The 15,251-nt window shown below is 68.0% G+C and carries 14 protein-coding genes; 10 read left to right on the top strand and 4 right to left on the bottom strand.

All coding sequences use genetic code 11. The annotated features are described in order from the left end of the window. The 10 genes from E3O60_RS07005 to E3O60_RS06960 form a co-directional block, all read left to right on the top strand. Positions 1-235 (top strand): DUF4082 domain-containing protein (locus E3O60_RS07005; protein WP_134407788.1); only part of this gene is annotated, 235 nt, incomplete at its 5' end. Positions 236-328: 93 nt separating this feature from the next. Next, on the top strand, positions 329-1,408 hold the full coding sequence (locus tag E3O60_RS07000) for a Gfo/Idh/MocA family protein (protein WP_088457345.1): 1,080 nt from the start codon (positions 329-331) through the stop codon (positions 1,406-1,408). Further along, a complete protein-coding gene (locus E3O60_RS06995; protein ID WP_134497603.1) occupies positions 1,405-2,400 on the top strand; it encodes an NAD-dependent epimerase/dehydratase family protein in 996 nt (331 codons plus the stop codon). The genes E3O60_RS07000 and E3O60_RS06995 overlap by 4 nt, the downstream gene beginning before the upstream one ends. After that, positions 2,397-3,554, top strand: a complete 1,158-nt coding sequence (locus E3O60_RS06990; protein ID WP_088457343.1) for a DegT/DnrJ/EryC1/StrS aminotransferase family protein — start codon at positions 2,397-2,399, stop codon at positions 3,552-3,554. Before E3O60_RS06995 ends, E3O60_RS06990 begins: the two co-directional genes overlap by 4 nt. Beyond that, positions 3,551-4,186, top strand: a complete 636-nt coding sequence (locus E3O60_RS06985) for an acetyltransferase (RefSeq protein WP_088457342.1) — start codon at positions 3,551-3,553, stop codon at positions 4,184-4,186. The genes E3O60_RS06990 and E3O60_RS06985 overlap by 4 nt, the downstream gene beginning before the upstream one ends. Before the next feature lie 20 nt (positions 4,187-4,206). Beyond that, complete coding sequence (locus tag E3O60_RS06980) at positions 4,207-5,289, top strand: DegT/DnrJ/EryC1/StrS aminotransferase family protein (RefSeq protein WP_134497607.1); 1,083 nt, start codon at positions 4,207-4,209, stop codon at positions 5,287-5,289. Continuing rightward, on the top strand, positions 5,280-6,809 hold the full coding sequence (locus E3O60_RS06975) for a lipopolysaccharide biosynthesis protein (RefSeq protein WP_088457341.1): 1,530 nt from the start codon (positions 5,280-5,282) through the stop codon (positions 6,807-6,809). The genes E3O60_RS06980 and E3O60_RS06975 overlap by 10 nt, the downstream gene beginning before the upstream one ends. After that, positions 6,806-8,071 (top strand): glycosyltransferase, encoded by a 1,266-nt coding sequence (locus tag E3O60_RS06970; RefSeq protein ID WP_134497601.1) that lies wholly within the window; start codon positions 6,806-6,808, stop codon positions 8,069-8,071. The genes E3O60_RS06975 and E3O60_RS06970 overlap by 4 nt, the downstream gene beginning before the upstream one ends. After that, the gene (locus tag E3O60_RS06965; protein WP_088457339.1) at positions 8,068-9,267 is read left to right on the top strand and encodes a glycosyltransferase; all 1,200 of its coding nucleotides are present in this window, start codon (positions 8,068-8,070) and stop codon (positions 9,265-9,267) included. The genes E3O60_RS06970 and E3O60_RS06965 overlap by 4 nt, the downstream gene beginning before the upstream one ends. Positions 9,268-9,303: 36 nt before the next feature. Beyond that, complete coding sequence (locus E3O60_RS06960; RefSeq protein ID WP_134497599.1) at positions 9,304-11,217, top strand: DUF4082 domain-containing protein; 1,914 nt, start codon at positions 9,304-9,306, stop codon at positions 11,215-11,217. A gap of 49 nt (positions 11,218-11,266) precedes the next feature. Here E3O60_RS06960 and E3O60_RS06955 read toward each other — a convergent pair whose 3' ends face one another. From E3O60_RS06955 to E3O60_RS06940, 4 genes are read right to left on the bottom strand one after another with little or no spacing between them, the layout of a single operon-like run. After that, positions 11,267-12,613 (bottom strand): O-antigen ligase, encoded by a 1,347-nt coding sequence (locus E3O60_RS06955; RefSeq protein ID WP_088457337.1) that lies wholly within the window; start codon positions 12,611-12,613, stop codon positions 11,267-11,269. After that, a complete protein-coding gene (locus E3O60_RS06950) occupies positions 12,610-13,452 on the bottom strand; it encodes a hypothetical protein (protein ID WP_088457336.1) in 843 nt (280 codons plus the stop codon). Before E3O60_RS06950 ends, E3O60_RS06955 begins: the two co-directional genes overlap by 4 nt. Then, a complete protein-coding gene (locus E3O60_RS06945) occupies positions 13,449-14,174 on the bottom strand; it encodes a hypothetical protein (protein WP_134407793.1) in 726 nt (241 codons plus the stop codon). Before E3O60_RS06945 ends, E3O60_RS06950 begins: the two co-directional genes overlap by 4 nt. Then, positions 14,171-15,169 (bottom strand): glycosyltransferase family 2 protein, encoded by a 999-nt coding sequence (locus E3O60_RS06940; protein ID WP_088457334.1) that lies wholly within the window; start codon positions 15,167-15,169, stop codon positions 14,171-14,173. The genes E3O60_RS06945 and E3O60_RS06940 overlap by 4 nt, the downstream gene beginning before the upstream one ends. Positions 15,170-15,251 lie beyond the last annotated feature (82 nt).

Here is a 15,251-nt window from a genome sequence, read left to right as displayed (position 1 = left end):
GGCGACACCCGTGGTCTTGACCGCCGGCCAGACCTACGTGGTGTCCTACTTCGCACCCAACGGCCGGTACTCCGCGACGCCGAACTACTTCGCCACCCCGCGCACCGTCGGTCCGCTGACCGCCGGCACGACGTCCAACGGCCGGTACCTCTACGGACCCGCCGGCGGCTTCCCGACCAACAGCTGGCAGGCGGAGAACTACTTCGTCGACGTGGTTTTCACACGATCCGGCTAGAGAATTCGGTTTCACCGAACCCGCGGTGAAGCCTCGCATGACAGGCCCGTCACCCGAGCGGTCCTGAACGCCCACAACACCCTGGGGGTATCAGTGAACACGAAACTTCGAATCGCCGTCGTCGGCGCCGGATACTGGGGGCCGAACCTCGCCCGCAACTTCCGAGCTAACCCGGAATGGGACCTGGTCGCGATCTGTGACCTCGACAGGGACCGCGCCCAACGGGTCGCCGACGGTGTCGGCGGCGCCCGCGTGGTGACATCGCTCAAGGACCTGCTGGAATCCGATGACATCGACGCCGTGGCTATTGCCACGCCGGCCTCCACCCACCACGGCATCGCCAGGGCCGCCCTGAGCGCAGGCAAGCACGTGATGGTGGAGAAACCTCTCGCCGACACCGGGGTCAAGGGCCGGGACATGGTTCGAGTGGCCGCCGACAGGGGACTGGTCCTCATGGCCGACCACACCTACTGCTACACGCCCGCCGTACTGAAGATCCGGGAGCTTGTCGCGGAGGGAGCGCTCGGCGACATCCTGTTCATCGATTCGGTGCGCGTGAACCTCGGCCTGATCCAGCCCGACGTCGACGTTTTCTGGGACCTCGCCCCTCACGACCTGTCTATCATCGACTTCGTGCTTCCCGGCGGGCTGCGGCCGCTGTCGGTGTCGGCCCACGGCGCTGATCCGCTGGGGGCGGGTAAGGCGTGCGTGGGATACCTCGCGCTGCCGTTGGCGAACGGGGCGATGGCCCACGTGCACGTGAACTGGCTCAGCCCCACCAAGATTCGCCAGATGATCATCGGCGGCACCAAACGAACCCTGGTCTGGGACGACTTGAACCCGCAACAACGGGTCAGCGTCTACGACCGCGGCGTCGACCTGTCGCTGCAGGCCGTCGGCGGGGAGGCGCGTCGGGAGTCGACGATCTCCTATCGGTTGGGTGACACGTGGTCGCCCGCCCTCCCCGAACACGAGGCCCTCGGTGCGATGGCGACGGAGTTCGCCCGCAGCATCCGGGAGAAACGTCCCGCCAGGACCGACGGGGAGTCGGGACTGCGGGTACTGGCGGTGCTGGAGGCGGCGACCAGGAGCCTGGCGGCGGCCGAACTCGCACCCGTTGCCGACATCCGTGCCAGTGCCGATGACCTGAGCCTGATCGGTGAGGCGTCATGAGCGCCCTGGTCGGAGCGACTGTCCTTGTCACCGGCGGCGCCGGCACCATCGGATCGGCTATCGTCGACCAGCTCCTTGATGCCGGTGCGGCGCACATTGACGTGCTCGACAACCTGGTCAGGGGCCGGCGCGACAACCTCGCCGGGGCCCTGGCGTCTGGCCGGGTGACTCTGGTGGAGGGCGACCTACGTGACCGTGACCTGGTCCATGACATCGTCGCGGGCAAGGACCTGGTCTTCCACGAGGCAGCACTCAGGATCACTCAATGCGCCGAAGATCCGCGCCTGGCCCTCGAGGTGCTCGTCGACGGCACCTTCAACGTCTTCGAGGCGGCGGCCGACCGGGGCATCGAGAAGCTCATTACCGCGTCCAGCGCTTCGGTGTACGGACTCGCGGAGCACTTCCCCACCTCGGAGCGCCACCACCACCACAACAACGACACCTTCTACGGTGCGGCGAAGTCGTTCAATGAGGGCATGCTGCGCAGCTTCAGAGCCATGCGCGGCCTCGACTTCGTGGCGCTGCGGTACTTCAACGTCTACGGTCCGAGGATGGACGTGCACGGCCTCTATACCGAAGTCCTGGTGCGGTGGATGGAGCGCATCATCGACGGGAAAGCACCGCTGATCTTCGGGGACGGCCGCCAAACCATGGACTTCGTGTTCACCGCCGACATCGCCAGGGCGAACCTGCTCGCTGCGACCAGTGACAGCCGTGACGGCGTGTACAACATCGCCAGCGGGGTGGAGACGCGCCTGCTCGAACTGGCTGAGCACCTCCTGCGAGCGATGGATTCGACGTTGCCGGTTGAGCACGGCCCCGACCGGGCAGTTAACGGAGTGGCGCGCCGACTTGCTGATGTCTCCGCAGCCCGGCGGGATCTCGGGTTCGAAGCCCGGGTCGGGCTCGATCAGGGGCTCCGGGAACTCGTCGCCTGGTGGGCACCCCTCCGCGAGGAAATCGCCGCCGGCCGAACGCTGGTGACCTCATGAGCCGCATCAATGTCATGAAGCCGTGGATCGGCGCCGACGAGATCCAGGCGGTCACCGAAGTGATCGAATCCGGCTGGGTCGCGCAGGGACCCCGGGTGGCCCGGTTCGAGGAGGAATTCGCGACGGCCATGGGCGCCGAGCACGCCGTGGCGACGTCGAACTGCACCACGGCCCTGCACCTGGCACTCGTCGTTGCGGGCGTCCAGGCCGGGGACGAGGTGATCGTCCCCTCCTTCTCGTTCATCGCGACCGCCAACGCGCCTACGTACGTCGGCGCCCGCCCGGTCTTCGCCGACGTGGACCTGGCGACGGGCAACCTCACCGCGGAGACCGTGTCCGCGGTCATCACCGATCGCACACGAGCGGTGATCGTGGTGGACCAGGGCGGGATCCCGGTTGACCTCGCCGCGATCCGTGCAGTGTGCGAACTGCGCGGGATCTTCGTCATCGAAGATGCGGCCTGCGGCGCCGGGTCCACCTACCGGGGGCGCCCGGTCGGTGCCGGGGCTGACATCGCCGCGTGGTCCTTCCACCCGCGCAAGCTCCTCACCACCGGCGAGGGCGGGATGCTGACCACGTCGACAACGGCGTGGGCGACCCGCGCCCGGCAGCTTCGGGAGCACTCGATGAGCCTCTCGGCCGCCAGCCGCCAGGCAAGTGTGCTTTCGCCGGCCGAGGAATACCGGGAGATCGGATTCAACTACCGGATGACCGACCTTCAGGCCGCGATCGGGATCGTGCAACTCGGACGCTTGCCGGAAGTCGTGCGCAAGCGACGGGAGCTGGCGGAGCGGTACAGCATCGCCCTGGCCGCAGTGCCGGGTCTGCGCGTGGTCAGCGACCCGGAGTGGGGAACCTCGAACTTCCAGTCCTACTGGGTCGAAGTGCTCCCGGATTTTCCCACGGATCGAGAGGGCCTCGTCGAGGCGCTGGCGCATGCGGACATCTCGGCCCGCCGCGGCATCATGGCGGCACACCGCCAACCGGCCTACCGGGATTGGGTCGAGCACAACGTTCCGCTTCCGGTCACCGAGCGCCTGAACGACAACACGCTGATCCTGCCGCTCTATCACGAGCTGGCGGATGCTGAACAGGACCGTGTGATCGATGCCGTGGTGCAGGTCTCGTCCACCCGTCGCCGGGGCGCCGCATGAGGGACGTCATCCTGCTCGCCGCCAGCGGCCTGGCGAGAGAGGTCGTCTCGGCGGAACAGCGTGAATTCCGCTGGGTGGCAATTCTCGACGACGATGAGGAGCTGCACGGCAGCCGCGTGGCTGGAATCGACGTGATCGGCGGATTGGAACTCGCTGCGAGGCACCGGACCGGGCTGCTGATCTGCGTCGGCTCCGGCGCCGGGCGACGCCGGGTGGCTGACCGGCTGGCCGCCCTGGAGGTGCAACCGGAGCGGTATGTCACGGTCATCGACGCCTCGGCACGTGTCCCCGCCTCCTGCACCGTCGGCCGGGGCAGTGTGCTGCTTGCGCACACCGTGCTCACTGCCGACGTCAGAGTCGGCCGTCATGTCGTGGTCATGCCGCAGGCAACCCTCACGCACGACGTGGTCGTCGGTGACTTTGCCACTCTCACTGCCGGAGTCTCCCTCGCCGGGGGAGTCACAGTGCACGAGGGTGCCTACCTCGGCATGAACGCCACCGTTCGGCAGGGCGTCGTCGTCGGAGCCGGAGCGATCGTCGGGATGGGCGCCGCTGTCATCGCCGACGTGCCGGCCGGAGAAACCTGGGCCGGTGTCCCCGCCCGGTCCGTCTATCAGAGGAGCGCAGTGTGAAGACCACCGAACGAGTCCCGATGCTCGACCTGGCCGGGCAGCATCAGCAGATCGCCGACGTGGTTCGGCAGGGCTTCGACCGGGTCATCGCGGCGAGTTCCTTCATCCAGGGCCCCGACGTCGCCCGGTTCGAAGGGGAATACGCGGCCTACTGCACCAGCCGGCACGTGATCGGTGTCGGTAACGGCACCGACGCGCTCGAGCTCGCACTGCGCGCCAGCGGCATCGGCGCAGGCGACGAGGTCATCGTTCCCGCCAACACCTTCGTGGCGAGCGCCGAAGCCGTTCTGCGCGCCGGTGCGCGGGTGGTCTTCGCCGACTGCGACGAGAATTTCCTCCTCGACCCCGTGAGTGTGGGCGAGCGGATGACCGCCCAGACCCGAGCGGTCATCGCCGTGCACCTTTACGGTCAAGCCGCGCCGGTCGACGAACTCCGTCTGCTGGTCGGCCCCGACGTCGTCCTGGTCGAAGACGCGGCGCAGGCCCAGGGGGCGCGGTCCCATGGTCGGCGCGCCGGGTCCCTGGGGGACGTGGCCGGCACCAGCTTTTACCCCGGCAAGAACCTCGGCGCCTACGGTGACGCAGGTGCCGTGATCACATCCTCCGACGCGATCGCCGCCGAGGTGCGTGCGCTCAGTAACCACGGCGGAGTGCGCAAGTACGAGCACCTCAGCGTGGGGACCAACTCCCGGCTCGACACCCTGCAGGCCGTGGTGCTTTCCGCCAAGCTCGCCCTGCTCGACGGGTGGAACGCCGAACGCCGACGCCTTGCCGCCCGGTACACCGCCCTGCTCGACGGGGCTCCCGGAGTGGTCACCCCCCGAACCGCGCCAGGGAACGAGCACGTGTTCCACCAATTCGTGGTGCGGGTGCCGGAACGGAACCGGACGTATCAGGACATGAGCGACGCGGGTATCGGCGTGGGCATCCATTACCCGGTCCCGGTGCATCAGCTCCCCGCCTTCGCTGACGTGGCCAGGGGGCAGGGCACGTTCCCCGTCGCCGAACGCCTGAGCGGGGAGATCCTCTCGCTGCCGATCTACCCCGGCCTCACCGACGAGCAGCAGGATCGGGTGGTCGACACCCTGCAATCATGCCTGTGACCGACGCCTCACCCGGCTCGGTCCTCGGCGATCAGGTGCGTAGGGGGGCGCTCTGGTCGGCCGGCAGCACCCTGTTCCTGCGCTTCGCCAACATCGCGATCATGGCGGTCGTCGCCCGGATCGTGGCCCCGGAGGCGTTCGGGGTGTTCGCCCTGGCCATGGTCGTGCAGGGGGTCGTCGTCAGCCTCGCCGAACTCGGCATCTCTTCGGCGCTGCTCCGTAACGACCTCGACCCCGACCGCATCGCGCCGACGATCGCCACGGTCTCGATCATCACGAGCCTCGTGCTGGGCACCGCGATGGCCGTTTTCGCCGACCCTCTCGCTGCTGCCCTCGGCTCCCCGGATGCGGCAGGGCCGCTTCGGGTGATGGCGCTCTCGGTGGCACTCATCGGGCCGTTCGTGGTGCCGGGGGCGCTGATCCAACGCGACTTCCGGCAGGATGTGATCTTTCGAGCGGCAGCGATCGCGTTCGTTCCGAGCAGCGCGGTCCTCTTATTGGTGGCACTCGCCGGTGATGGGGCGTTGGCGTTCGCCTGGTCGCGGGTCGCGGCGCAGCTGGTCACCGGGGTGATCCTCACCATGAAGGTGAAAAAACGCTACTGGCCGGGATTTCGGCGGGATCAGATCGGAATGCTGATTCGCTTCGGACTGCCGCTCGCACTGGCCAACCTGCTCAGCCAGGCGTTGCTCAATGTGGATTACGTCTTCGTCGGCCGCACCCTGGGCGTTGAAGCCACCGGGCTCTACTCTCTGGCGTTCACCATCGCCGCCTGGTCTACCGCCGTGATCGGATCCGTTCTGAACGGCATCGTTCAACCCGCGTTCTCCCGAGTGCGTCATGAAGGCGGGGACCTTCGCGGCGCCCTGCTTCAGGCCTGCCGAACTGTCGCCCTGGTGGCCTGCGCGATCGGCGCACTCACCCTCGCACTCGCCGAGCCGTTGCTCACCACCATCTATGGAACCCAGTGGACGGGAGCCGCACCGGCCCTCGTCGTCCTCGCCGTTTACGGGGTCATCTTCGTGTTGGGCCTCCTCCTGGCGAACATCATCATCTCCACCGGCCGCACCGGCGGTCTGCTCCTCGTGCAGGTCGCCGCTCTCGCGGTGCTCCTGCCCGCCATGGCGGTCGGTGTCCGATACGGCGGTCTGGTGGGCGTGGGACTGGCCCACATTCTGGTGAGCGCGGGAGTCATCCTCCCGTTGTATCTCCTGATGCTGCGACGAACGATCCCTCGACCGTTCGGTGTGATGGTTCGGGCGATTGCCTGGCCGGTGTGTGCCGGCACCGCGGCCGGAGGGACAGCGTGGGCCGTGGCGATGCTGGTGTCAGCGGCTCCGGCGAAGTTTTTGCTCGGAGGGTTGGCCGGCGGCATCCTCTACCTGGTGCTGACCGCACCGCTGCTTCTCCCGCTTGTGCCGCCGTCGCTTCGCCGTTCCCGAACCTTCGGCCGGGTTCTGGCCGGCCTCGCCTGGCCGTCCAGCTGGCTGGCCCGGCGCATGACCGGGGGGCGCGCATGACGCTCGGGGTGCTCGTCTACCCGCACGACCTCGGGATCGGCGGGAGCCAGCTCAACGCGATTGAGATTGCGGCCGCGCTGCAGCGCCGTGGTCACCGGGTTATTGTCTTCGGCACCCCGGGTGCGCTTGTGCAGCGAGTCGCCGATCTGGGTCTCGAATTCATCGCGGCTCCACGACCGGGCCGGCGCCCGTCACCCCGGGTGGCCCGTGCGCTCGCCGACCTCGTGGTGGAACGGAAGATCGATGTGCTGCACGGCTACGAGTGGCCACCGGCGCTGGAGTGCGTCCTCGCCAGCCGGCTGCAGCCATCCGCCGTCGCGGTGTCCACCGTGATGTCGATGGCTGTCGCACCGTTCCTTCCGAAGAGCATGCCACTCGCGGTCGGGACCGAGGCGATCGCCGCCGCCGAGCGTGCCTTCGGTCGCTCCTCGGTCAGCCTGCTGGAGCCGCCGGTCGACCTGACGGAGAATCATCCGGGTGCGGTGCCCGCCGGGGTCTTCGGAGCCGGCGACGACGGTCGGTTCACGGTTGGCATGGTGACCAGGTTCGCCCATCAGCTGAAGCTGGAGGGAATCCTCACGGCGATCGACACCGTCGGAGCCCTGGCCCGGCACGCGGCCATTCGGCTCGTCATCGCCGGGGACGGGCCCGCCCGCGAGGAGGTGGTCGCCCGTGCCGCGCACGTCAACGCGGACTCGGGTGCCGGCACCGTGGTCCTGCTGGGCGAGGTGACCGATCCCCGGCCCGTCTACGAGTCAGCCGATGTGATGCTCGGCATGGGCGGGTCTGCGTTGAAAGCGCTCGCCTTCGCGAAACCGCTGGTGGTGCAGGGGGAGGGCGGATACTGGGAGCTTCTCACCCCGGATACCCTGCCGGAATTCCTCTGGGCCGGGTGGTACGGGGTGGGAGAATCGGCCGAAACGGGTCCGGCCCGGTTGGAGGGCATCCTCCGGCAACTGCTCGAGGACGCCGGTCTTCGAGCGGAAGTCGGCGCGTTCGGCCTGGCAACCGTGCACGGGCGGTTCTCGGTGGAGGCCGCAGCCGTGACCCAGCTGGCCATCTATCGCGCAGCACTCCAGCTGCGGGTCACGCGCGGGCAGCAGGTCCGGCACGATGCTGCGGCCCTGACCCGGTACGCCCGGTACTACGCGGGGAAACGTGTGCGCCGGTTGATCGGAACCGAGCAGACCGACGACTTCAACGCCCGTCCGGCGAGTGTCCGGCCCGGAAGCCTGCCGGTGACGACGGGAGCGGGCTCGTGACACTGCCGTACCTCGTCTACATCGCCGGCGCCGAATGGGATGCCGTTCCGGGAACCGACCGGCGTCTCACGGCGGCGCTGGCCCGACGCATCCCGGTCCTCTGGGTTGACCCTCCGGTGGCGGTGCACAGGACATTGCGCCGCAACTACCGCTGGCCGTTGCCTCAGCTTGTCTCCGAGGGCCCGAACATCGTTCGGCTGCGCAGCGTCACCGTGCCGTTCGCGTCGAAGCGGGCAATGCTCTCCATCGCGGGTGCCCTGGGCGCCTGGGCAGTCCGCTGGGCGGTCAAGAAGCTCAACGCCGACGTGACCGCTGTCGTGGTGGCGACTCCCCGGGCACGGTTCCCGAGACGGGTACGGGGTAGTCGGCTGCTCTACCTCACCGACGACTGGGTGGCCGGCGCTGCCCTGCTGGATCTGCCCCAGTCTGGTATTTCCCGGATCCTCCGAAGGAATGTGTCCCGGGCGGACGTCGTCGCCGCGGTCACCCCGGAGCTCGCCGCAACAGTCAGCGGTCTCGCCGTCGACCGCACGGTCGAGGTCCTGCCCAACGGCTGCGAACCTGTTGTGTCTGCCGGCCGGCGTCAACCCGACCGCGGGGACCCGGAAGCCGCTGCCGCCCTGGTCGGACAACTCAATGAGCGATTGGACTTCGACGTGCTCGAAGCGGTGCTGGCGACCGGGGTGCCGATCCTGGTCGTCGGACCGCGTACTGAGCGTGATCCTCAGATCACGGTCCGCCTCGACGCGTTTCTCGCCGCAGAGACGGTGACCTGGCTCGGGGAGGTTCCGTTTGCGGAACTACCCGGTCACCTCGTGGGGGCGGTGGTCGGCCTGACTCCGTATCGCATCACGTCATTCAACCGAGCTAGCTTTCCCTTGAAAACCCTGGAATACCTGGCCAACGGGCTGCCGGTGGTGTCGACCGATCTGCCGGCAGTCCAGTGGTTGAACACCGACCTGATCAGCGTCGGGACTGATCCGCGGCACTTCGCTGAGCACGTGCAGCGAATCGTTTCCGATCCGGCACGCGGCGCGGAGGCTGAGACCGACCGCCGACGCCGGATCGAATTTGCGGCATCCCACAGCTGGGACGTCCGGGCGGGGCGGCTCCTGGACCTCGTCCTCCCCGCGGGCAGCTCAGGTGTCCCCGCGACGCCACGATCACGACCCGCAGCATCCGGCGCGCTCACCTGAGCACCCGGCAGTTCGGCCATCGCGAGGGAGCAGCACATGCCATCGGAACAGACCACCGTCATCACGGCGAGCCGCCGGCGGTGGGCGGTGATCGTCGCAGCGGGCGTCGTGGTCGTTGTGGCCGCACTGTCGATGGTGGCCGGCGTCGCAGGACAGGCACGGGCAGAGGCCAACATCTTCGGTTCACCGACCCCCACTGTGGCCGCAGCATCGGACGATGCGTCGGTGGAAGTGGGCGTCCGCTTCACCAGCACCCGGGATGGCTGGGTGACCGGTCTCCGGTTTTACAAGGGCACAGGCAACTCCGGACCACACCTGGGCACTCTGTGGGACGGTGACGGGAACCCGCTGACTCGGGTGGAATTCACCCGAGAATCCTCCAGCGGATGGCAGGAAGCCACCTTCGCCGAACCGGTGCCGGTTCACCGCGGCCACAGCTATGTCGCCTCCTACTTCGCGCCACGGGGTCACTACGCCTCGGATGCCGGCGCGCTAGCCGACCCGCATACCAACGGCGCGCTGTCGGTTCCGGCCGGCGGCGGCGTCTTCCGCTACGGGTCCGGAGGCTTCCCGACCGCGTCGTTCGAGGACACCAACTATTACGTCGACGTCAGGTTCCGCCCCGCCGCCCCGGGTGAAACGGTGCCGGAAGACCACCCGCGGGCCGCTAGTCCCTCGGCCCCGGCCGAATCGTCCTCCACCCCGACCCCGGCTGCGCCCGACCCGATCTCGGTGCCCCCGAGCGACACCGGGACCTCGCTGGCCCTTCCGCGGATTCCCTGGGAAGGAGGGCCGGCCTACTGGAAACAGTTCAGCAAGGCCGACGCGGCCGGTTGGGACGACCCGACGTTTTTCCCTATCGTCTCCTGGTTCGGCAACTTCAGCACCGATGACGAGGTCGCCTACGACAAGTCACTCGGCATCAACACGTACAGCGGCATGTGGGATGGCACGCCGTACCGGCTCTTTGCCGACAACGGTGTGTTCTGGATCGGCGGAAAGCTCAACGACGGCTTCACCGCCGACAGCGGCAATTGGGTGGGCCAATTCCTTGACGATGAGGTCGACGGCCGATTCACCCCAGCAGACGGCCACAAGCACCTCCAGGGGTTGGTCGACGCCCTCCCCGACGACGGGCGCTTCCGCTACGCGAACTTCACCCAGATGGTGATCGCAAGTGACCTCCCGCAGGAGGCAGCGCGCCAGTACGTGAACGGATACACCGATGTGGTGTCGGTGGACATGTACTGGTACAGCATCCCCTTCTGCGACCAGACCCCGTATCGGGATGTGTATCTGACCCCGGTCGCGCAGGCGACCTGTCGCACCGCGTCGAGCTACGGCGCCACTATGAACTCCCTCCGCGCCCAGGACGCCGCAGACGGAAAACTGCAACCACTCTGGCAATGGGTGGAGAACCTGAACGGCGGTCCGCCGGATGCTGCGCCGAGGTCCTACCTCACCCCGGGGCAGCTCACGGGGGCGGTGATGAACTCGATCATCAACGAAGCCCGAGGGATTGCCTATTTCAATCAGAGCCTCAGTGGAACGTGCCAAAGCAGCAACGTTTTCCGCCAATCTCAGGTCAGCCCGGGCTTTTGTGGCAATGCTCAGGTCGCCGCAGTGAAGTCGGTGAACGCTCAAATTCACTCACTCGCCCCGGTGCTCAACACCCAGTCCTACGAGTACACCTTCGGTCCGAAGCTCGACACCATGCTCAAAACCTATGCAGGGTCGGCCTACATCTTCGCGATGGTCGACGGCTCTGCCGGCCCGGGGGAGCGCACTCTCACCCTGCCGCCCGGGGTCGAAGGCAAGAACGTCGAGGTGCTGGGAGAAGATCGCAGCCTGGCGGTCGACGGCAAGGGACGATTCACCGACGCCTTCGCCGAGGAATTCAGCTACCACATCTACCGGGTGCCCCTCACGGCAGGGGCGGGCAGCGAGTAGCGGGTGTCCGCGGGCTGAACCGCCGACTGCCCGGAGGAGTCCAGCTGTCCTATCGGGTCGCCACCGGCTGACCGGGCACGGGAGGCCCTGCAGCGAGCAGGTGCCGCGCACCCCCAGCCAGGCCGAGGACGAGGAAGAGCATCCCCGCAGACATCGAGAACGCGAAACCGTCGAAGAAGGCCATCAGCAGACTGCCCGCGACGAGCGCCGCGACGAGGGCCTGGGCCAGCTGCCGGTCCAGGCTGTCGGTGGCCGTGCGGCGGGCCTGCGCCGCACTGACGATGCCGGCGACGACCAGGATGAGGAAGGCGATGACGCCCAGGATTCCCAACTCGATCGCCAGGAGCAGGTACTGGTTGTCGAAGATGTGATATTTCGCGATGAAGGTGCCGAATCCCTTGCCGACGACAGGGAACCGGCTCATGTAGTCGATGGCGATGTCGTAGCTGGTCGTTCGCGATGCGGTGCTCGGGTCCGACCCCAGTCCGGTGAACAGACCGCGGATCGTTCCGATCATCCCGGGGACGAGCACCCCGATCGCGACGGTCAGGGCGCCGCCCACCGTGACAATGAGCATCCGGACGCTGCGGGAGAGGGTCGGCAGCATGATGATCAGTCCCACGGCGAGGCCGATCAGGGTTGACCGGGAGACCGAGAGCAGTGACGCGACAGTGATCATGGCGACAGGCAGCCAGGGGATCAGCCGATGCGCCGAGCGATTCTCGACGGCCAGGGCGAGGGCGATCGGAAAAGCCATGGCCAGGACGACTCCGTACTCAAGCGGATGGATCGCCGTTCCCGACGCGCGGATGAAGCCGGCTCGCTGGTCGAGTGCGTCCGAGGTGGGGCCCTCCCACATCGTGAACGGCACGAAGTGCCAGAACTCCAGGAGAAGGTTGCCCGTCAGAAACTGAAGGATGCCCAGGGTCGCCATCGCGCCGCCCGCCCACGCGAGCCTGCGCAGCAGGACCCGTAGTTCGCCGACGCTGGGGAGACCGTCGATGCCGACGAGCAGGATCCCGGCCCACGCCAGCAGTCGCAGGAGCCCGTTGTCGGCCGGGCTGACCTCGTCGGTGGGCAGCCCGCGAAGCATGGCACAGGCGTAGCTGAAGCCCGCCACCGCGAGGAGGGCGAACAACGCCGCGGATACGCGTCGCGGGCCCGGTGGCAGAGGGGACTGACGCTGCAGCTGATGCCAGCACCACCAGAGTCCCGCGCCGAGGGCCCAGAGCGTTGCGGGCCGTCCCGCCGACCCCAGGGCCGTGATCGTGAGTCCGGACGGAACCGCGAACAGCAGAACCACGTACACGGTGAGAACAGTCAGTCCGTCGATCCCCCGATGGGGACCTCGCTCCGTCGCGGCGGCGCGGGTCGCCGCGGGCGCCGGCCTGCTCATTCGGCGTGCTCGGGAGCGCGTGCGTCTGCGCCGTGCTTGACGGGGATCGTGCTGTCGTCAAAGCCGTCCGGGACGCCGGCGAGCACCCGGCGGTCGCCGGAACGGGACAGGTCCGGGTGCCTCGGACCCTGGGGTGCGCCGAGGTCGTCGTCGAAGTCCTCGGTTGCCCGGCCGTCTTCGAGCTCAACGTCATCCGGCGTGCCGGCGGAATCGGCAACGGGCGGATCCAACCGGCGTCTCCTGTCCCTGGACAGCAGCAGCCCGTCCACCAACCCGGCCAGGAGCAGGGTGAGAGCGAAGCCGGCGGCAGCTGTTGCGGCGACGGCTTCCAGCCGGCTCTTCTGGATCACCGTACTGGTTTCGTCTGTGGTGAGAGGCATCGCGGTGATGCGCTCAACCTCCGGAACGTCGGCTCGGGTCTGCAGGGAGCTGAGGTTTGTCTGCACGCCGGAGAGGGCGCGGTCGAGCACCAGGGCAACCTCACTGTTGGTGCTGCCGGTGGCGGTGACGGAAAGGAGCGGACCGCTGCTGGTCGCGATGCGCTGGACGGTGGCGTCCGCGGCCGGATGCCCATCCAACAACGACTCACGCACGGTCTGCGAGGCCATCGTGTTCACCAACACGTCACTGGCTTGGCCGAGGCCGCCGAGGAACAGGTAGGGGTTCTCTCCTTCGGGAACGCTCGAGGCCGCGGGCATGAGGAGCAGGGTCGCGTTGCGTTGGTAGGTGGGTTGCACCTCGGAATACACGACGCCGGCAGCGACGCCGGTGAGTACCAGACCGATCAGCACGACGTACCAGCGCCGTCCGAGGCCTCGCAGGAAGTTCTTCAGTGTCATGTCACACGCTCCGTTTGCTGGGCGGTTGTGCCCGGTGAAATAGTGGGCGGCAGGGTTTGGCCGGCCGACCCGTCCTGGCGGCGGGGTCTGGGAGTCCGGCCGGCGAGCCGGTCGACGAGCGTTGCCGCGGTCGCGGCCACGCCGAGCCCGACCAGCCCGAGTACGAGCAGGGCCCTGGCCTGTGTTCTGCGGGATCCGCCGACGTGACTGACCGTGGCCTCGGCCGGGACCCGCTCAGTGCTGATGGCATCCCGGGGGTCCAGGGTGCTCTGCCGGTCGGCGGTGAGAACGTCGATCCGGTCGAGGAGAGTGTTGAGGGTCACTCTTACCCTGTCGGGATCCTGACCGGCGACCCGTACCGACAACACCGGGTCGGGGAAGCTGTACTCCCACTGTCCGCCGGTGTTGGGTATGACGACCTGATACCCCTCGGAGACTCCCGCACCGAAGAGTGGGGCGTCCGGCGAGAGACGGTCGGGCAGCTTTCCGTCGTTGATCTCCTGCTCGATGGCCCCGACGAATTCCAACAGGGTGTCCCGCTGTCGGTCGTCGAAGACGCCGACGGCTGCGGCATCGGGAACCACGAAGACCACCTTCGTTTGCGAGACGTAAGCGCCGCCGGCCTCGTCGAGGGTGACGAACGTGACGCCCAGGACGGCGAAAACGGCCACGACGACATACCAGCGCCGCAGGAGAACTCGCAGCAAGCCGGCGGCGGTCATTCGCCCATCCCGATCGGAGAGGCGGCGGTGTTCGTCGCATGAGGAAGGGTCCTCCACCGGCGACGATCCAGCAGCACGGCCAGGGCGTAGCGATCGGCCGCCCGGTGGGCCCGGAGGGCCGCATGGAGCGTGACCGCAACGTGCACGAGCGCGGCGGCGGCGGGGGTGCCGTGCCGTTCGGCGTAGCGCACCCGGTTCACGGACATCAACGCGGATTGCCCGGCGGACACACCTGAGCCGCCCTGGCGGTGAGCGACGGTCGCTGCCGGGTCGTACCACACCGTTGCGCCGGCGTTCCGGGCGCGGCGGAAGTAGTCGGTTTCCTCTGAATAGAGAAAGTACCGCTCATCCCAATCACCGAGGCGCTCGGCGAGCGCCCGGTCGATCAGCAGGGCGGCTCCGGTGGCCCACTCCACGACGTGCGCGCGCCGGTAGCTTTCCTGGTCGTAGACGGTCTCGGAGAGCCAGCCCGGCCTCCGCCGGGCCCGAGAGCCGAACAGCGCTTCGCCGAACGACCGCAGCACCGTCGGTTCGCGGCGGAGCGACGCCTGGAGGACGCCGAGGGAATCCACCAGGCGGGGAACGACGACGCCGGCGCCGGTTGATTCCAAGCAGTTGAGCATCTCGCGCACACTGCCCGGTCGAACCACCAGGTCCGGGTTGAGCACCAGAATGCTGCGTGCACGGCCGACAAGCCTCAACGCCACGTTGATTCCGCCGGCGTAGCCGCGATTGCCGCCGCTGGAGCGCACGGTGATGTCGGCGTGCTCGGCAAGCACACCGAGGGTGCCATCGGTCGAATCGTTGTCGACGACGACGACGCACATCCGAACCGACGGCGTGGCCTCTCTCAGACTGGCGAGGAGCGGCCCGACGTCTGCCTCGCTGTTGTAGGTGACGATGATGACCGCGACATCGGCCGGCTGGTCAGCGCTGACGAAGGTGTCGCGCCCGGGGGCGGGCGACGGCGACCGGTCGGGCGTCAACGCGGTCATGGCAGGAACGGGCAGGGTCGACGTGATGAGTACACGCGTTCACCCCCTTGGTTCGGATCGGATGTGGCAGGTTTTACGAGCC

Source organism: Cryobacterium sp. TMB1-7, assembly GCF_004402435.1.
Classification (GTDB): domain Bacteria; phylum Actinomycetota; class Actinomycetes; order Actinomycetales; family Microbacteriaceae; genus Cryobacterium; species Cryobacterium zongtaii.
The sequence above is the reverse complement of the archived record's forward strand: the minus strand, read 5'-3'. Positions and strand labels throughout refer to the sequence as shown.